An 18867-nucleotide genomic window follows, 5' to 3' on the forward strand; every position below is an offset into this window, starting at 1 on the left:
TAGACACTAAAACAGAAACGTGGAGATACAGATGTTCGAACTGTTACTGATTATGCTTGAACGGCTGGGCCTGATTGTAATGCTTGCCTTTATTGCAACACGTCTCAGGTTTTTCAGAGATATGCTTTCACCGGCAGCCCCAACGAAAAAGCAGGAATATACTGCAATTTTATTCTTTGGGACTTTCGGGATTATCGGTACATATTCCGGCGTTACTTTTCAGGCGGAACCATTTCAGCTTGAACGTTTTACAACAGGTATTTTAAATACAGAAGCAATTGCCAACTTCCGCGTCATCGGGGTAGTACTTGCGGGGTTATTCGGCGGCTATAAGGTCGGTGGCGCAGCAGGGCTTATGGCCGGCGGCCATCGGATGCTGCTCGGCGGGTTCACAGGATTTGCATGCGGTATTGCAACGATTGCAGCAGGTATTTTTGCAGCCTGGTTCCGTTCAAGAAATCCCGGAGTTACCTCCCGTCCTCTCCACGTGTTCGCGATAGGCGGCGCGGCGGAAATGATGCAGATGGGGCTGATTGTACTGCTTGCCCGTCCGCTGGCTGACGCTGTAACGCTCGTTCAGCACATTGCAATACCGATGATCCTTGCAAACGGAGTAGGCTGTGCGCTTTTCCTGTTAATTATTAAAAGTGTCGAAAGAGAAAAAGAGAAAGCAGCAGCTCTGCAGGCTCAAAAAGTACTCCGTATCGCCGAACAGACACTCGTTTATTTAAAATCCGGATTGACTGTACAGTCTGCCGGACACGTGTCTTTAATTTTGTATAAAGAATTAAAACTGAAAGGTGTGGTCATTAAAGAAAGCAGCCGCACACTTGCTGAAATCGGGGGAAAAAGCGATTCAATGGTCACTGAAACACTGAGCAGCAGACTGCACACAATCGGTACTGTCGGGTTTTACTTTCATTCCAATGTGACAGCTCTTCAGAAAGAAACGCTGTCTGGTCTGGTAAAACTGCTGAACAGCCAGCTTGAACTGGCCGAAGCTGATAAGCTCTATAATCTGGCACAGGATGCTGAAATCAATGCTTTACAGGCTCAGATAAACCCTCATTTCCTTTTCAACACTTTAAATACCGTGCTGTCGCTCATTCGCATCGATCCTGAAAAAGCGAGAGCCGCACTGAGATCATTGTCCAAATTTATAAGGCATAATCTGCAGTCCACTACCGAAGATGTTCATACGGTCAGTGACGAGCTCGAACATATAAAATCTTATTTATCAATTGAACAAATCCGGTTTGAAGACAGAATTAAAGTCTCATATCATATAGAAGAAAACTGTCTCGACACAGCACTGCCTGCACTGACTCTCCAGCCGATTATTGAAAATGCAGTAAAACACGGATTTAAAAGAAAAAGCGGACAGTGTGAGCTTCAAATCAACATCCGGCAAAGTAATGAAGATGTTCACATATATATAGAAGATAACGGCACAGGTGCAGACCCGGAGATGATGGAAACACTGACTTCATGTCCCGGGAATAGTACAGACGGCAATGGTATCGCGCTGTATAATATCAACAAAAGACTTATAATGACTTTCGGGCGGAGCTGCGGTCTTCAATTCAGTTCAAAACCGGGGTCCGGCATGACAGTATCTTTTAAAATACCCAGCACTTTCCACTATATTCGAAAGGATTCGTTTATATATGAAGCAGACGATTAAAACACTCGTTGCAGATGATGAAAAGTACAGCCTTGAGGAATTAAAATTTTTACTGAAAGAACATCCCTCCATTCAGATTACCGGTGAAGCATCCACCGGACAGGAAGCCCTGTCCAAAATAATTTCCGAGGAGCCTGAACTGCTGCTTCTCGATATCGACATGCCTGAAATGACCGGCACAGAGCTCGCAGTGATTTTAAAGAAGATGAAAAATCCGCCGCTCATTATTTTTACTACTGCCTATTCTGAATACGCAGTGGATGCTTTCAAAGTACAGGCTGCCGGATATTTGCTGAAGCCTGTTGATGAAACAGAACTGGCCGAAGCTGTTCGCCACGCCGCTGAACTGTTGGAATCCAGACGCGGTCCGTCGACCGGGAAGCTCGCAGTCGGCATCGATGAAGCAGTAACTTATTTAAACCCCTGCGATATATTGTTTGCTTCAAGAGAAAATAACACGACATCAGTCATTTCATTAAAGGGAACGTTCAAAAGCAGAATGACTTTAAAGGATCTCGAATCCAGACTCTCGAATCATCCATTTTTCCGTGTTCATAAAAGTTATATCGTGAATACCGATATGATAATTGAAATGACACCCTGGTTTAACGGTGCTTTTCAGCTAGCGCTGAGTCATACAGATGTTCAAATTCCCGTCAGCAGAAATTACGTAAAAGCGCTGCGGACACAAATAGAATTATAATAACGGCCTTTTAAGGCCGTTATTTTGCTTTTCGGAACCGTATTTCGACACGATAGCAGAATCCCTACTTTATAATCAGTATCTTTTGTAAACTGTTCTATGAAAACGCATTCATAATTAGGGGGAGCAAGATGATTACATTTATAGGGGCTGTCGCTCTTTTAATAATTGGGTTCTTTACATACGGGAAATTTGTCGAGAAAGTTTTCCAGCCAAAAGAACACAGAGCAACACCCGCGTACACAAAACATGATGGTGTCGATTATCTGCCAATGCATAAAAATAAAAACGCACTGATTCAATTAATCAGTATTGCCGGGGTTGGTCCAATCTTTGGACCAATTATGGGCGCACTTTACGGTCCGCCGGCATTTATCTGGATTGTCGTGGGCTGTATATTTGCCGGCGGTGTTCATGATTACTTAACAGGTATGATTTCTATTCGTAACAATGGGGCGCACTTACCGGAACTTGCGGGCAAATTTTTAGGAAAAGCAATGAAACATGTCGTAAATGCTTTTTCTATCCTGCTGCTGCTGCTTGTCGGTACAGTATTTGTAGCATCACCTGCAGATTTACTGTATGACCTGTCTAATGGGGCAGTACCGGTCATTATATTTATCGTCCTTATTTTTATCTATTATCTTTTAGCAACAATATTACCGATCAATAAAATTATCGGGACGATTTATCCGTATCTCGGGGCATTGCTCTTATTCAGCACAGTGGGCATCGGATTCGCACTCATTTGGAATCAGGCACCGATTCCTGAACTGTCGTTTACGAATACTCATCCTGCAGGCGCGGCAATATTCCCGCTGCTGTTTTTAACAATTTCATGCGGAGCTTTATCAGGCTTCCATGCCACGCAGTCACCGATTATTTCACGCACAACGAAAAATGAAACACAGGGGCGTTCAATTTTCTACGGAATGATGATTGCAGAAGGTATTATAGCGATGATCTGGGCCGCTGCTGCAATGAGTCTGTTTGACGGACCGGTTACTTTAAGCGAACTGATTAATACGATTGGTACCGGCGGTATCGTCAATGAAATCTCAACGATGATGCTCGGCCCAATTTTCGGTACCTTTGCAGTTTTAGGTGTCATTGTTCTGCCGATTACTTCGGGTGACACTGCATTCAGAAGTGCACGTATGATTATTGCGGACTATATCCGTGTACCTCAGAAAAAAATCATGAGCAGAATCTGGATTGCTGCACCGATATTTATCGTGTCAATTATACTGACAAATATGGATTTTACGCTGTTATGGCGATACTTTAACTGGGCCAACCAGTCAACTGCGATGATTGCACTGTGGATTGGAGCTATGTATCTGTTCATTGGCGGACGAAACTACTGGATAGCTGTTGTACCGGCAGTATTTATGACGATGACGGTAACAACTTATATTATTAATGCACCTATCGGTTTGAATATGCCGATGAACATTTCATTAATCATCAGTGCGGTCGTTACTTTGTTCATTACACTGTTATTCTTTAATGCTGCAAGAAAACGCCGCAGCGAAAAAACACCGCTGGAATCAGATATTTCTTCTTGGAGCAAAGAACAATACGCTTACTCAAAATAAATAATAACTTATGCCTTAAATGAAGAGTTTAACTGCTCTTTATTTAGGGCATATTTTATAGTAAGAACCATTTAACCGTGCAATAAGTTAGGAGAGGTTCATTATGAAGAAATGGATAATCTTGTTACTTACGGTTACGATGATAACTCTCGCAGCATGCAGCACGGACGTACCGGAAGCAGATACTGAAAACGAAACGGACAACACATCAGAAGAAACGGACTCTGAAGCTGATAAGCAGGATGACTCTGAAGAACAGACCGGTCAGAGTGACTCGGCTGAGCAGGACGGGGATGATTCAGAAGCAGCAGAAGATGAAGAGAAATCAGAAGAAAGTACTTCTGACAACGAAAGTAAAGAGGATGATCAGCAGACTGAAACAAATGAGAATACAGTAAATGAGCCGGACTATACAGCTGCAGAACATTGTATTATGACGCAGCTTACAGAGTGTGAGAACGTTCCGGAAGCAGATCAGTTCCAGGCATACAGGGACCTTGTTGAAGATGGAACATTGCCGCAGGTACCGGGAAGCGGCTGCCTGCCATGCGCTGTGAAATATTCATTTGAAGTCAAATATGGTGACTCCAACCAGGTGAATTCAACTGTTCTCCCGCGCTCTGACAAAATGCCGGCAGATATTGCGAATCCATCAGAATTTGTTCAGCAGTATTTATTCGCACTGCCTTCTTACTTCAATAATGAGGATGAGGTCGCACTCAGTTTCTATCTCCCGGAATCACCGGGCTATCATGCTCTGTTTGCAAACAGAGCATCAGGGAACTACAGCAACCACATGACGTACTCCGTCTTTATCGATTCTGTAGTGGAGAACCCTGACGGCAGCCAATACGTGTATGCAACACGGGAATATTCACATATAAATACAGACAGCGTTTATGAAGTATATGCCCGCTATCAGGTCGTGGAACAGGACGGCAGGTATTATCTGACAGACTATCAAGAGCTTGAAAACAGACGTGTAGAATAAAAAAACAAAAAGTTCCGTTCAGCTTCATGCTGAACGGAACTTTTTTTATGTCATATTTCTGTTATATATTACGAAAAAGCCCCTTTATATTACGTAAATATGTCTATTTCATGGTAATAATCAGAAATAATACAGCCAGATGTCAATATTACAATTCTGCTTTTAATTGTAACGTTCTTCTTATTAGACTGTAACACACGTAAAAAACTTCTGTGTTATATTTGGTCATGTCTTCGGAAAACAAGACTTTTATTAAGTTTATGTTTACCCTTAATCAAATTAAAAAAACAGTAAATGCATTAATTGCATAATCTTTTTTTGGAGGAATTACAAATTATGAAGAAAACAATATTAGCGACTACATTAGCATTAGGTTTAGGCGTAACTGGAATTACAGCAGGTCAGGCAGATGCTTCATCATACGATCTTAACAAAGAAGAACTTGCTTACACGGCACAAAACAATCCTGAAGCTTTAAACGCATCTGCACTTCACGAAGGTGCATATGACTATAACTTCAGCCACAACAACTTTAACTACGATTTCAACTCTGATGGTACTTACTATGCATGGGCTTACCAAAGCAATGGTAACGCACAAGCTGAATTACCAGCTCAGGAACAGACAGCTGCACCTGCAGTAAAAGAAGAAACTCAAACAGTTGAACAAAACAACTACACTTATGAAGAAAACAGCTACACTTACACTGAAGAAGTACAAGAACCGGCACAAAACACACAAACACAAGCTCCGGCAGTAGAAGAAGTTGAAGAGCCGGCAGCACCAGCTCCACAAAACAATACTGCAAGCACAACTAACACAAACAGCGGTTTAAACTGGGGTTCATTAGCTGCATGTGAATCAGGCGGCAACCCTAACATTGTAAGTGCAAACGGTATGTACCACGGTCTTTACCAGTTTGACGCTCAAACTTGGCAGTCAGTTGGCGGTTCTGGTGTAGCATCAGATGCATCAGCAGCTGAACAGACTAAAAGAGCACAAATGCTTTACGACCAAAGAGGTTCACAGCCTTGGCCTGTATGTGGTGCCAACCTGTAATAGAATAATAAGTATTTAAGGATCGGGATAATAATCCCGATCTTTTTTTTATGTTTATTTTTACGATATTTCCCGGGCAATTAGAAATTTCAATTTTTCACCAGGCATTTTGCTGTCTTATAAAAGTTTAAATATCTATAGTTAGGCTATAGGACACAAATACATACAACAAAGAAAGCAGGTTGAATTATGACTAAAATTTATAGTGCAGTAAAGCTTCCTGAAACTGCAGTAAAAATCATTAAAGACCAAAATATTGAACTGGACATGCACGATGAGTTAACGACACCAAAACCTGATGAAATTGCAGAAAAAGTAAAAGATGCTGACGGTTTAATTACAGGTGTTAACGTGCAGGCACCAGCTGAAGTCATACGGGCAAACCCTGATCTTAAAGTTATTGCAAATGTCGGTTCAGGATTCAACAACATTGACATTGAGGAAGCAGACAAACACAATATTCCTGTCACGAACACTCCGGTTCATGAATCTGTGGCATCCACTGCAGAGCTTGCATTCACGTTGATGCTGGCCTTATCACGACGCGTACTTCCAGGGCATGAGATGGCTGTGAAAAATGAATTCGACGGGTGGCAGGTTATGGGTTACCTCGGCGGAAATCAGGTTATCGATAAAACACTTGCTGTCGTCGGTTTCGGACAGATTGGCCAGTATATCGGCAAACTCGCACTGGCATTTAATATGAAATTGCTATATGTCGATCAGGAAGAAAAAGATACAGACCTCGATGCGAAAAAAGTCAGTCTTGAAGAAGCTTTAAAAGAAGCTGATTATGTGATTACTCAGGTTAACTACAATGAAACATCACATCATCTCTTCGGTAAAAAAGAATTCGAACAGATGAAAGAGTCTGCATACTTCATTAACACTGCACGCGGCGGTGTTGTAGATGAAGCAGCGCTTGCCGATGCTCTTAAAAACAATCAGATTCAGGCTGCAGCGCTCGATGTGCATGAAGAAGAACCGCATATCAATGAAACGCTCGCTAAACTTGATAACGTAATTCTGACACCTCATATCGGTAACGACACTTATGAAGCGAGAAATAAAATGGCGGAAGTTGCTGCGGATCAGGCAGTTAAAGCGCTGAATAAAGAACGATTAGATTATCAGGTAAATAAGTAATATACAGGCTGCCCATCAGTGATTATATGCTGACGGGCAGTTTTTTAACCTCAACTTAACATTGAGTTAACTGATTATTTTTACATTTGTATCCGCTGTCATAGTTTGTTAACCTCTACTAGTACGTTTACTAAATTTAAAAGGGGTTATATTTATGGAACTTACAAATCAGCCAATGTTAATTTGGTTTGTCGTCGGTTACGGCATTTTTATGCTGATACTCGGCGTCTATTATTCTAAGAAAGTCACGACGAGTGATGATTTCATTCTCGCAGGAAAGTCACTCGGTCCTATAGTACTGATGGGGACACTTCTCGCTACATGGGTAGGAAGCGGCTCGGTCACAGGCGGAGAAAACTCCATGGCTTATTCCTTTGGAATCTGGCCGGCATTAATGAGTACTCTTCCATCACTTATCGGTATTACAACAATCTTCATTATTTCATCCAAAATTAAACATTACGGCAAACATACAGTTGCTGAAATACTGGAAGTAAAATACGGCAGATGGGCAAGCCTGCTTGCTGCATTTATTATCATCCTGGCATTTGTCGGTATTGTATCGTATCAATTCCAGGGACTTGGTTTTATCTTAAGTATTTCGACGGGAATCTCACCTGAAACGGGTACCATTATCGGTGCTGCGATTATTATTTTCCTGGCATGTATAGGAGGACTGATGTCTGTCGCTCCAACAGATGCTGCGAGTGCTTTTCTTGTAATCATAGGACTCATTATTGCATTGCCACTGGCAATCTCTGCTGCCGGAGGCTGGGATCAGATTATCGCCAACGTACCGGACACTCACACTTCATTTACAGGCGGGCTAAGCTTCCTGCAGTTAATGGGTTATTATCTTCCGACATTATTCCTTCTTCTCGGGGACCAGAATATTTACCAGAGAATGGCTGCATCTAATAACGATAACAGTACAAAGCGCGGCACAATCGGATGGATTCTTGCACTTGTCATTGTGACACCGATTATTTCTGTTCTTGCTTTCACTTCGCGATCAATTTTCCCGAATATTGATCCGGGAATGGCAGTTATCGCTTTGACAAGCGTACTTCCAGTAGCAGTAGGCGGTATTCTGATTGCTGCATTAACAGCTTTCATCGTAACTACAGGGAACTCATATCTGCTGTCAGCAGCAACAAGTGTAATTTACGATTTCTTCGCTAAATACATAAAGAAAGATATTAATGATAAACAAAAGCTCATCTATACAAGATTACTCATTCCGCTGTTAGGTGTGATTGCATTCTTACTGACAATGTATTTCCCGACAGTACTTTCAGTTCAGATGTATTCATACACAGTATACGGTGCGGGCATTACACCAGCGTTACTGGCTGTCTTCCTGTTCCCTCAGGTGACTAAGGCTGCAGGCCTTTCTTCAATGATTACAGGGCTTATTGCAACGTTATTCTGGGAATTTTTCTATCTGGAATCTACAGGTATAAACTCAGTAATAGTATCTGTGCCGGCTGCAATTATCGTACTGCTTGTTGTCACTGTGTTTACTTATAAAAAAGACAACGGCACCTGCACAGCTGCTCAATAAGGAAGATTTCAGGCAAAAGGGAAGAAATTCACTTTTGAATGTAGTATAATATGAATTAAATAAAATAGTTCTCTTATTAAGAGCGAGTGGAGGGATTTGGCCCTGTGAAACTCCGGCAACAGCTGTAAAGCGATGTGCTAATTCCAACAGTTTATTTAAACTGGATGATAAGAAGTCGGGTAAAGCTCTTCTTAATTCAGGAAGAGCTATTTTATTTGAAAAAATAAAAAAGGTGGTAATAATATGAAGACCGTACGCGAACTATTTGCAGAACTGGATTACTGGAAAGAATACAAACCGAACAGCACGATGAGTAATATCGCAAAAGTAAATCACATAGGCAGAGTCAAAAACGAAATCAAACAGCGCATTGATGTTGAAGAGTACAGAGAATATATACTGTCAAAAGAAGCATAGGCAAAAAGTCCCGTATACTGACTGTCAGTATACGGGACTTTTTTACTAATCACGTCGCAAGGCCGATTGACGAGTTTTCATATTTAGAATCCGTTAATGCTTTAACGATAAAGTGTGCAACGTCTGCACGCGGAATCGAACTTGATTTAGGCGGCACACCTGAAACCTCTTCTCGGTATTTACCTGTGAACTCTTTATCCGTTAAGCCCATCGGACGGACGATTGTATAGTTCAATCCTGCGTCCTGAATATAACCGACTGCTGCACGATGATCGATTAATGCATTCTTAAGCAGCTGCATAATGACTTTTCCCATGATGCCTTTTAATTCGTTATGAACACCTGCTGATGCTGTGTAAACGATACGGTCGACGTTATTGTCTTTCATACCTTCGACGATATTTTTCGTCATACTCCGAATCTCTTCCGACTGTTTCATGCCTTTCTTCGAGCCGACACATGACACGACCGCATCATGTCCGGCAATGGCTGCACTGACTGCTTCCTTGTCAAATGCATCACCTTTCACTACATTTAACTTCTCGTGTGTCATACCAAGTTTTGATGGTGTACGTACAAATGCAGTCACTTCAAGTCCTGCATCGAGGCTTTGGCGTACTGTGGATTTCCCGACACCGCCTGTTGCTCCAAATACTATAATCTTCATAATAATTCCCCTGTTCTTTACGAATATTTAAATATCCATTCTCAATTATTATTCTACCCTTTTTGCTATACTATATGTAATATTTTCCATAAAGGCGGTAATTTTATGTTCAGCTTCAAAAGTATTGTTTTTACAATACTATTTCTGCTTCCTATAGTACTTAATGTTGTTTACTTAATACATCGCAGGATGACACAAAAAAGATATACAAATAAAGTGCAGAAACCGGGAATGTTTGTGACATTTTTTAAACGCGTCATGATTGCTGTCACTATTATTTGTGCATTATTTTCTGTACTCGGCAGTCTTATAAATGAATTGGAAATGGCAATTGTTTTTGCTGTTGTTATGCTGATCTGCTTATTGATTACTGTAGGGATTCAACGCAAGTATGATATCACTTATCAGGAAACCGATGAGTATTTTATACTGACAGTCAAAGGTAACGAGTATAAAGTTTTTTATGATGATATTGCACACTGGCAGTGGGGGACCGGTGAGATTTTCGTACAGGAAAAAGGCTGGGAAGAAGGTCAGTATACGGCAGTCAGCTGCATATTGTTCAGACCGGAAATTCTGATTACCAGAATTGCAGAAATGACTTTTGCAGGTAAATTCAAAAGAGTCGACGGCGTATATCCCGATGAGAGCGTCTATCCGAATGATTCAACGAGAGAGAAGGAGCTGATACGGATGATGAAAAAACAGCGGTATTACTATTTAATTGAAGACAAGGTGAATGACGGCAGGTAACAGCTTAAAGATTGCAATGATAGACCGGGATTCATAGTATCCCGGTCCATCATTTTTATAGTTCTCCATTCCATTCTTTGAAAAATGTATCGAGGAAATTTTTCATAAATGTCTCACGTTCCTCAGCCATTTTAACTGCTGCCGGTGTGTTCATTTTATCTTTTAATAACAACAGCTTTTCGTAGAAGTGATTAATCGATGTGGATTCACCGTTCCGGTATTCCTCAAAGTTCATTTTGTCTCTTACGGGAATATCCGGATCGTACATCGCCTGTCCTTTGGCACCGCCGTACTGAAACGTTCTTGCAATACCGATTGCACCCAGTGCATCCAGACGGTCTGCGTCCTGCACGATTTGAGCTTCGATATACGTCAGTTTTCTCCCTGTACCGCCTTTAAATGACATCGTCGTAATAATATCGATAATTGTGTCAACAGTGTCTTCAGACACTTCATTATTTCCAAGAAGAGTTTTAATGCGGTCCAGTGCAGCATCGACATTCGATGTGATTTTATCATCTGCAATATCGTGCAGCAGTGATGCTGCAGTCACGGTAAAAGCATCCGCCTCTTCGTGTTTTAACAATTCCTTTGCGATATCTGTCACTCTCTTTATGTGGTACCAGTCATGACCGCTCTTTTCATTTTGCAGTTCGGCTCTGACCCATTCTTCGATATTCTGTATTACTTTTTCTTTATTCATAAAAAGATGCCTCCATCAGTTATCTTAATCTTACTTTCATTATACGTTGATTCTCCCGTATTTAACAAAAATGAAATAAAAACATTGACATAAAGACATATTATATATTATTGTTAATTAGTATTATATTACGCGGGTATGGCGGAACTGGCAGACGCACTAGACTTAGGATCTAGCGCCTCACGGCGTGGGGGTTCGACTCCCTTTACCCGCACTAATGAATGAGAGACCACTAATTTACTTTAGTGGTCTTTTTTTATGCTCCAAAAAATTAGAAAACGAAGTAATATTTCATTTAAAATTATTGGGAATAGTATTTGAGTTTTATAATCATCTGGAGTAAGATATACACTATCTTGTATAAAATATCATTATTAAAGAAATTTACTATTTAAGATATCCGGTCTTATTTCATTTCCGGAATAAGATGAAAGCTTTAATTGTAAGCGTTTCCCAGGTTTATTTTGAAATTTAATATGTATCAGATACGGAGGATTGATCATGAATAACGACGACTTAATAGTATGCAGATGCGAGGAAGTCAGCTATAAGACTTTAAAAGACACTGCCGAAAAATTCCAGTGCAGTTCAAGAGAGCTGAAATTGCGTACGCGTGCAGCGATGGGATACTGCGGCGGACGTTCATGCAGACCGGTGATTGATCAGATTGCGAACGACGATGTTCAAAGCAAAGAGACTGTTGCATTAAAATATCAGCCGCCTGTCCGGCCGATCAGTTTTGGCAGTCTGGGAGGAGAGTAACATGGCAGAAAGAATTACAGAGCATCCGGTACTTGGCAAGATCGACAAAAGCAGGTATGTTGATTTTCAGTTTGACGGTGTTACATATCAGGCAATAGAAAATGAATCATTGGCCGCCGCTTTACTAGCCAATAACATCAGAACACTCCGCCGGCACGAAAAGAGCGGCACTCCAAGAGGAATATACTGCAACATCGGACACTGCTTTGAATGCAGAGTAACCGTGAACGGAAAATCAGGAGTCAGAGCCTGTTTAACATGTGTTGAAGAAGGCATGGTCGTTGAAAGCGGCAAAATCATTCCGGAAGGTGAGGATTAATTATGTATGATTCCATCATCATAGGGGCAGGTCCTGCGGGACTCACGGCTGCCTCGACCTGTGCCGGGCATGGCATGAAAGTTCTTGTAATTGATGAATACATGAAAGCCGGCGGCAGACTGCTCGGTCAGTTGTATGAAGAACCGGGCGGCGGCTGGTGGAACGGTATTGAAGAATCGCAGAAACTCTTTGCAGATGCCGTTAATCATGGTGCAGAAGTTATGTTGAGCACGCCGGTAAATGATATCGAAAACAATGATGATCTATGGACGGTCTATACCGAAAAAGGTACATTCCAGACTAAAAAGCTGCTGCTTGCCACAGGTGCCGCTGAATCACCGGTCGCTGTACCGGGCTGGACATTACCCGGCGTAATGTCGGTCGGTGCTGCACAGGTCATGACGAACGTCCATCGTGTAAAACCCGGTAACCGCGGGATTATTATCGGCGTAAATGTATTGTCCGCTGCGATTGCCATGGAATTAAAAATGGCGGATGTAGAAGTTGCCGGATTAACATTACCCGAAAAAAATATGATAACGAAAGATGCCGGCGATCCGAAAGCAGTGATTAAATCACTGCTCCACGTTTCTCATATGGCGCCGTCAATGTTTGTAAAATACGGCAGCAAGTTAATGAAAAATAACTTCATGCAGAATATGGGTGTGAAGTTTTATCCGAAAGACGGTGTGAAGATGTGGGGGATTCCAATCCAGCTGCGTAAAGCTGTCACTGAAATTTACGGTGACGGACAAGTCGAGGGTGTTAAGCTCGCTTCTATTAATGCAGACGGTAGAGTCATACCGGGGAGCGAGAAGAGGGTTGCACTGGATTTCGTCTGTATCGCGGGTGGTCTGTACCCGTTAACAGAACTGGCCGGTGTCGCAGGATGTCCGTTTTATCTCGTTGAGGAACTCGGCGGATATATTCCACTGCACAATGACAATATGGAAACTCCGCTTCCGGGACTTTATGTCGCAGGCAACATTACTGGTATCGAAGGCGCCAAAGTGGCTGCTGCACAGGGTAGAACAGCAGGATTATCGATGGCTGGTGACTTTACCGGTAAAGATATTGAAAAAGAGATTCAGGAATCAGTCAGTGAAACGGCAAATATCAGAGCGAATGCATACATACAGTTCCACCCCGATATTAATGCCGGCAGAGAGAAGTTAAAAGAACAGTGGAAGCAGTATCAGCTGACAAATGAATAATTCATCAATATATACAGGAGGGAATACTATGACAAAGACGCACTGTGACGTTGTGGTCATCGGCGGCGGTATTATCGGTGCCGCCATTGCCTACTACGGTTCAAAAAGCGGTCTGGATATTACGATGCTTGAAAGAGGAGATGTCGCAAGCGGAACTTCTTCAAAATGTGACGGCGATATTTTGGCAGTAGACAAAGATCCCGGATTCGACAGCAAGATGTCTTTTGAGAGTCAGAAACTGGTCAGCGAATTAAGCAGAGAACTCGATATTCCATTTGAATACCGCAGTCCCGGCAGTGTTATGGTCTGTGAAAATGAAGTGGAGCTGGAAGCCGCAGAGCGCTGGGTTAACCAGCAGCAAAAAGCGGGACTGGACTTTAAAATGCTAAACCGTGAAGATCTGCGCAATGAATCACCGTATCTCGCAGATAATCTGTACGGCGGGCTGGAGTGCAGCACCGACTCCATCGTCAATCCGTATCTGCTGACTTTTTCGATGGTGGATAAAGCAAAGCAGTACGGTACCAAAATACATACGCATACCGAAGTGACAAATCTTCATAAAAATCCGGACGGTACGTTTAATATCGAAACTTCGAACGGCATGTACACAGCAAACAAAGTTGTAAATGCATGCGGCGCCTGGGCACCGTTTATCTGTAATATGCTCGGACTCGACATTCCGATTAAACCGCGTAAAGGCCATGTTCTTGTCGCTTCCAGACAACAGCAGGTGGCTTCCAGAAACATTATGGAGTTCGGCTATTTGATTTCCAAATTCGGCGGGGAACGCCAGGTTGATCCCGTAACTGAGAAGTACGGTGTCGCACTCGTTATGGAACCGACTGAAAGTCAGAACTTCCTCGTCGGAAGCAGCCGTCAGTTTTTAGGATACGATACGAAAGTCAGCCACGATGTCGTCAAACACATTGCCAAAAGAGCTGTAAGATTCTTTCCAAAAATTGATGACATGTCCGTTATCAGAGCATACGCAGGACTTCGTCCGTGGACAGAGGACCACCTGCCGTTTATTTCACATGTAGAAAAAGTACCCGGTTTTTATGTTGCAGCTGGTCACGAAGGGGACGGGATCAGTTTAGCCGCAGTCACGGGCAAACTTATTGCAGAAATGATTAACGGTACAGAAACGACTGTACCGGTTGAGCCGCTCCGCTTTGAGCGTTTTAATGCTTAAAATTTCATAACTCAAACAATCTAAGGGGGATTTAATGAATGAACAATAAACTGCCATTCTCAAAAATATTAATCATTGGTCTTATGTTATTCGCTATGTTTTTAGGTGCAGGAAACGTCATTTTTGCACCAATCGTCGGTCAGCAGGCAGGAACAAATACATGGGTGGCAATGGGAGGCTTCCTGATTACAGGTGTTGGTCTTGTACTGCTTGCTATCATGGCACTGACAAGAGGGGGAGGTACAGTGGAAAAACTGGCAGGCAGAGTTCATCCGAAGTTTGCTCTGGTATTTTCAGTTTTACTGTTTCTGGCACTTGGACCGTTCTATGTCATTCCAAGAACGACTTCTGTCGTATACGAAATTGCGATTAAACCGGTTGTAGGCTCCGACAATACATCGCTTTACCTGTTTATTTTCTCGGTGATATTTATCGGACTGACAATACTGTTATCGTGGAACACGACAAAATTTGTAGACCGTCTGGGTAAAATGATTACACCGGTATTCAGCATTCTGTTGCTCGTACTGGTAGTTACATCAATCGTTAATCCGATGGGAGAAATCGGCGCGCCGCAGGACGAGTATACGCGCGGTGTATTCCTAAAAGGCTTTACACAGGGGTATCTGACAATGGATGTGCTTGCGGCCTTTGTCTTCGGGGGAATATTCATTAAATCGATTAAAGGTTACGGTATTAAATCCGAAAAAGAAGTATCTAAACTATTCATTAAAGCAGGACTGATTACTACAGCGGGACTTGTTGCACTGCAGGTATCGATGGCATGGATTGGTGCGACGAGTGTCGATGCAATCGGCTTTAAGGAAAACGGCGGGGAAATACTCGCACAGAGTTCCGAATTCCTGCTCGGTCCTGTTGGGATCTATATGATTGGACTGGTTATAATGCTGACGGGTATTACGACTAACGTTGCGTGTCTCGGGGCTGTGTCAGAGTACTTCGGACGTATTCAATCATCTGTGTCCTATAAAAAATGGATTATAGTATTTGCCATTCTCAGTCTGATTTTTACAAACTTCGGCCTGAATACTATTTTAACAATGGCTGCACCGGTACTGCTCTTACTGTATCCGCTGGCTATTGCACTGATTGTGTTAATATTTGCAAATAACCTGTTCAACGGCCGCCAGTCAGTCTATGTTGGCACCATTATCGGTGTCGGTATCGTTGCCGTACTGGATGCGCTGAAAGAAGCGGGTATCGCGCCTGACGCTATTAACAGCATCTTCGGTTTCATTCCGCTGTTTACCAGCGGGGCAGGCTGGATTATTACCGGAATCATAGGATTCATCCTTGGCTTCGTCGTTGCGAAAGTTAAAAAAGAAACCGGCACTCTGATTAACAATGCCGGTCAGGAAGTTGCTGAATAACTTCATATTTAAAAAGCCGCATCTGAAAAGATGGGGCTTTTTGTTATCTCTCCAAATGTCTGTAAAGGGTCGCTCTGCTGATATTAGTCTGTTCTCTAATTTCATCCAGCGTATATTCTTTAGTCATATACATTTCAACTGCCCGTTTTATATTATCATCACTTCGTTTAGGTCTCCCCATTTTCTTCCCGCTTTTTGCCGCTTTGTTCATACCAAGCTGTGTTCTGAATCTCACAACATCACTTTGAAAGTTGGAGATTTCATTCAACACATTCTGAAAGGTGTATTCAGAACTTGATGAGACTGTAATATCCGGATTAATAATATATATATTCACAGATTTCTTGCTGCATACATCAATAATGTCCACCAGGTGTTTTGTTGAATCTGCAAGAATGCATATATCGGTAATAATAATCTGATCATTTTCTTTTAGCGTCTGCTCCAGCAATATGTCCAGCTGGTGTCTTCTTTTATTTTCCGCATGTTCTTCTGTATAAATTTCATCCGTATATTTTTCTATTTTAAGTTTTTGATTTTTAAGATCATCATATAATTCTAAAGGCCTGACATAACCATATTTCATTTAACTCCACTCCAGTCTTTATAATATTATAACACGATAAACGACCCTCTGAATTCTCATAATGGGGTATACATATGAAACTTTTCTGTTATACTTGCTTTAGAAAAATAAAAGAACAGGATGTGACTTATGACAGAAAAATTTAAAAAGGAGTGGCTGACGGACCCCAGTACAAATATTATGGCTGGACTTGTTGTTGCTTTGGCTCTAATCCCTGAAGCAATTGCCTTTTCAATCATTGCCGGTGTAAACCCCATGGTTGGTTTATATGCATCATTTCTTATAGCAGTAATTATTTCATTCGTCGGCGGCCGTCCGGCTATGATTTCAGCTGCTACAGGTGCTATCGCTTTGCTCGTTGTACCGCTGGTTAAAGAACACGGTGTCGATTATTTACTTGCAGCGACTATACTCATGGGGATTATTCAAATTATCCTTGGAATACTCAAAGTAGGAAAACTGATGAAGTTTATTCCAAACTCAGTAATGATCGGCTTCGTCAATGCACTTGCGATAATGATATTCATGGCTCAGATTGAGCATATATTTGGTATATCAATTCATACTTATATTTATGTTATTGCAACATTAATCATATTATACGGGCTGCCGAAGTTCTTTAAGAAAATACCAGCGCCGTTAATCGCGCTCGTAATTCTGACTGGTGTGTATATGATGTTCGGATCTAATGTCGGTACAGTAGGGGATCTCGGTCATATCGAGCGTTCATTACCCAGTTTCTTCATTCCCGATGTTCCAATTACGATGGAGACACTGATGATTATTTTGCCTTATTCATTATCAATGGCCATTGTCGGGCTCGTAGAAAGTCTTTTAACTGCAAGAATTGTCGATAATGCAACTGATACGTTCAGCAGTAAAAACAAAGAATCCCGTGGTCAGGGTATTGCAAACTTTGTGACAGGATTTTTTGGCGGCATGGGCGGATGTGCGATGATTGGACAATCGGTTATTAACGTGAGATCCGGTGCTACAACGCGGTTATCTACTTTCACTGCCGGTGTCGTGCTGATGTTTCTGATTATCGTGCTCGGTGAATGGGTTGTCCAGATTCCAATGCCGATACTTGCCGGTATCATGGTGATGGTATCTATTGGAACATTCGATTGGAGTTCATTCCGGTACGTTAAAAAAGCACCGCGCACAGATGCATTTGTCATGCTGATTACCGTAACAATCGTATTGTTTACACATAATTTGGCAATCGGTGTTATCATTGGAGTAATTTTCAGTGCATTGTTCTTTGCAACGAAGATTTCAAAAGTCGACGTTCATTTGGAACAGAAAACAGACGCGACAGTACTGCATTTCGAAGGACAGATCTTCTTCGCATCAATCGATACGACAATTGAGCAAATTGAATTTAAGAAGTATGAAAAACCGGTTAAACTGGATTTTTCTAAAGCTCATTTATGGGATGATTCAGCAGTGGATGCAGTCGATACAATAGTGAGGAAGTTTGAAGAAACAGGGAATACTGTTTATATCGAAGCAATGAATACAGACAGCCGTAAAATTGTTAAAGAACTGAGTCAGCTGAACGAACAGCATCTGACTTAATTAAAGAGGGGGAAGGTTAATGTATAAATCAATACTGCTTGCTGCAGATGGTTCTGAAAACAGTATGAGAGCAGCAGAAGAAACATTAAATTTCATTAATGAAAATACAGAAGTCACGATACTCAATGTCATCGATCCTGCAGATGCCAAAAATGACGTGCTGCACAGCGGACCTGCGGAAAGCACTGTTCACAAACGGAAAGAAAAACTTTCGAAAATTATTGAAGTATATGAGAAAAACAATATCCCTTACAAAGTTCATTATGAGCAGGGCACGCCCAATGAAACAGTAGTCTCTTTTGCAAATAAAGGGACATTCCAACTGGTGGTCCTCGGCAGCAGGGGATTAAACAGCCTTCAGGAAATGGTGATGGGAAGTGTCAGTCATAAAGTTGCTAAACGCTCAGAGATTCCGGTAATGATTGTTAAATAGATTTAAGAAACCGTCCGTAGGAAATCTCTACGGACGGTTTCTTTGTACATACTGCCTATCATTTACCACTTGCGGTAAATTTCAGACCGCTCACGGAAGCA

The 18867-nt window shown here is 41.9% G+C and carries 19 protein-coding genes, 1 tRNA gene and 1 riboswitch; of the genes, 17 read left to right on the plus strand and 3 right to left on the minus strand.

The window, feature by feature from the left end:
• Positions 1-31: 31 nt before the first annotated feature.
• The 8 genes from RZ44_RS07655 to RZ44_RS11315 all read left to right on the plus strand — a co-directional run bounded on the left by RZ44_RS07655 (position 32) and on the right by RZ44_RS11315 (position 9162).
• A complete protein-coding gene (locus tag RZ44_RS07655) occupies positions 32-1684 on the plus strand; it encodes a LytS/YhcK type 5TM receptor domain-containing protein (protein ID WP_035810108.1) in 1653 nt (550 codons plus the stop codon).
• Positions 1668-2387: a LytR/AlgR family response regulator transcription factor gene (locus RZ44_RS07660; RefSeq protein ID WP_035810110.1), complete on the plus strand. Its 720-nt coding sequence runs from the start codon at positions 1668-1670 to the stop codon at positions 2385-2387. The genes RZ44_RS07655 and RZ44_RS07660 overlap by 17 nt, the downstream gene beginning before the upstream one ends.
• A gap of 131 nt (positions 2388-2518) precedes the next feature.
• Positions 2519-3985 (plus strand): carbon starvation CstA family protein, encoded by a 1467-nt coding sequence (locus tag RZ44_RS07665; protein WP_035810111.1) that lies wholly within the window; start codon positions 2519-2521, stop codon positions 3983-3985.
• Between the two features lie 103 nt (positions 3986-4088).
• Positions 4089-4976, plus strand: a complete 888-nt coding sequence (locus tag RZ44_RS07670; protein WP_035810112.1) for a hypothetical protein — start codon at positions 4089-4091, stop codon at positions 4974-4976.
• Positions 4977-5312: 336 nt separating this feature from the next.
• Positions 5313-6035 carry a transglycosylase family protein gene (locus tag RZ44_RS11465; protein WP_035810113.1) on the plus strand — a complete coding sequence of 241 codons (723 nt, stop codon included), beginning with the start codon at positions 5313-5315 and terminating at the stop codon, positions 6033-6035.
• 189 nt (positions 6036-6224) lie between these two features.
• A complete protein-coding gene (locus RZ44_RS07680) occupies positions 6225-7181 on the plus strand; it encodes a 2-hydroxyacid dehydrogenase (protein WP_035810114.1) in 957 nt (318 codons plus the stop codon).
• Positions 7182-7335: 154 nt separating this feature from the next.
• Positions 7336-8745: a sodium:solute symporter family protein gene (locus RZ44_RS07685; protein WP_035810115.1), complete on the plus strand. Its 1410-nt coding sequence runs from the start codon at positions 7336-7338 to the stop codon at positions 8743-8745.
• 70 nt (positions 8746-8815) lie between these two features.
• Positions 8816-8919: riboswitch (SAM riboswitch) on the plus strand.
• A 69-nt stretch (positions 8920-8988) separates the two neighbouring features.
• Positions 8989-9162: a hypothetical protein gene (locus RZ44_RS11315; protein WP_171816119.1), complete on the plus strand. Its 174-nt coding sequence runs from the start codon at positions 8989-8991 to the stop codon at positions 9160-9162.
• Between the two features lie 49 nt (positions 9163-9211).
• Here RZ44_RS11315 and RZ44_RS07690 read toward each other — a convergent pair whose 3' ends face one another.
• Positions 9212-9829: an NAD(P)-dependent oxidoreductase gene (locus RZ44_RS07690; RefSeq protein WP_035810116.1), complete on the minus strand. Its 618-nt coding sequence runs from the start codon at positions 9827-9829 to the stop codon at positions 9212-9214.
• A 231-nt stretch (positions 9830-10060) separates the two neighbouring features.
• Here RZ44_RS07690 and RZ44_RS07695 point away from each other — a divergent pair, with 231 nt between their 5' ends.
• Positions 10061-10582 carry a hypothetical protein gene (locus tag RZ44_RS07695; protein ID WP_141638998.1) on the plus strand — a complete coding sequence of 174 codons (522 nt, stop codon included), beginning with the start codon at positions 10061-10063 and terminating at the stop codon, positions 10580-10582.
• A 55-nt stretch (positions 10583-10637) separates the two neighbouring features.
• Here RZ44_RS07695 and RZ44_RS07700 read toward each other — a convergent pair whose 3' ends face one another.
• Entirely contained in the window at positions 10638-11285 is a 648-nt protein-coding gene (locus RZ44_RS07700; RefSeq protein WP_035810119.1) for an HD domain-containing protein, read from the minus strand.
• Positions 11286-11417: 132 nt separating this feature from the next.
• Between RZ44_RS07700 and RZ44_RS07705 the strand changes: the two genes are divergently transcribed.
• From RZ44_RS07705 to brnQ, 6 genes are all read left to right on the plus strand, one after another.
• A tRNA-Leu gene (locus tag RZ44_RS07705) sits at positions 11418-11499 on the plus strand.
• A gap of 287 nt (positions 11500-11786) precedes the next feature.
• On the plus strand, positions 11787-12047 hold the full coding sequence (locus RZ44_RS07710; RefSeq protein ID WP_035810120.1) for a (2Fe-2S)-binding protein: 261 nt from the start codon (positions 11787-11789) through the stop codon (positions 12045-12047).
• Between the two features lies 1 nt (position 12048).
• Complete coding sequence (locus tag RZ44_RS07715; protein ID WP_035810121.1) at positions 12049-12366, plus strand: (2Fe-2S)-binding protein; 318 nt, start codon at positions 12049-12051, stop codon at positions 12364-12366.
• Positions 12367-12368: 2 nt separating this feature from the next.
• Positions 12369-13580, plus strand: a complete 1212-nt coding sequence (locus RZ44_RS07720) for an NAD(P)/FAD-dependent oxidoreductase (RefSeq protein WP_035810122.1) — start codon at positions 12369-12371, stop codon at positions 13578-13580.
• A gap of 28 nt (positions 13581-13608) precedes the next feature.
• Positions 13609-14775 carry an NAD(P)/FAD-dependent oxidoreductase gene (locus RZ44_RS07725; protein WP_035810123.1) on the plus strand — a complete coding sequence of 389 codons (1167 nt, stop codon included), beginning with the start codon at positions 13609-13611 and terminating at the stop codon, positions 14773-14775.
• A gap of 38 nt (positions 14776-14813) precedes the next feature.
• Positions 14814-16166 carry a branched-chain amino acid transport system II carrier protein gene (gene brnQ / locus RZ44_RS07730; protein ID WP_035810124.1) on the plus strand — a complete coding sequence of 451 codons (1353 nt, stop codon included), beginning with the start codon at positions 14814-14816 and terminating at the stop codon, positions 16164-16166.
• Between the two features lie 43 nt (positions 16167-16209).
• Here the strand turns inward: brnQ and RZ44_RS07735 are convergent, their stop codons facing one another.
• Entirely contained in the window at positions 16210-16752 is a 543-nt protein-coding gene (locus RZ44_RS07735; protein WP_035810126.1) for a recombinase family protein, read from the minus strand.
• Between the two features lie 129 nt (positions 16753-16881).
• On the opposite strand from RZ44_RS07735, the gene RZ44_RS07740 reads away from it, so the two are divergent.
• Together RZ44_RS07740 and RZ44_RS07745 are read left to right on the plus strand one after the other, a co-directional pair.
• Complete coding sequence (locus tag RZ44_RS07740; RefSeq protein ID WP_035810128.1) at positions 16882-18333, plus strand: SulP family inorganic anion transporter; 1452 nt, start codon at positions 16882-16884, stop codon at positions 18331-18333.
• 19 nt (positions 18334-18352) lie between these two features.
• Entirely contained in the window at positions 18353-18766 is a 414-nt protein-coding gene (locus tag RZ44_RS07745; protein ID WP_035810130.1) for a universal stress protein, read from the plus strand.
• Positions 18767-18867: the final 101 nt, after the last annotated feature.

The sequence above is a fragment of the Jeotgalicoccus saudimassiliensis genome, from assembly GCF_000756715.1.
GTDB lineage: Bacteria > Bacillota > Bacilli > Staphylococcales > Salinicoccaceae > Jeotgalicoccus > Jeotgalicoccus saudimassiliensis.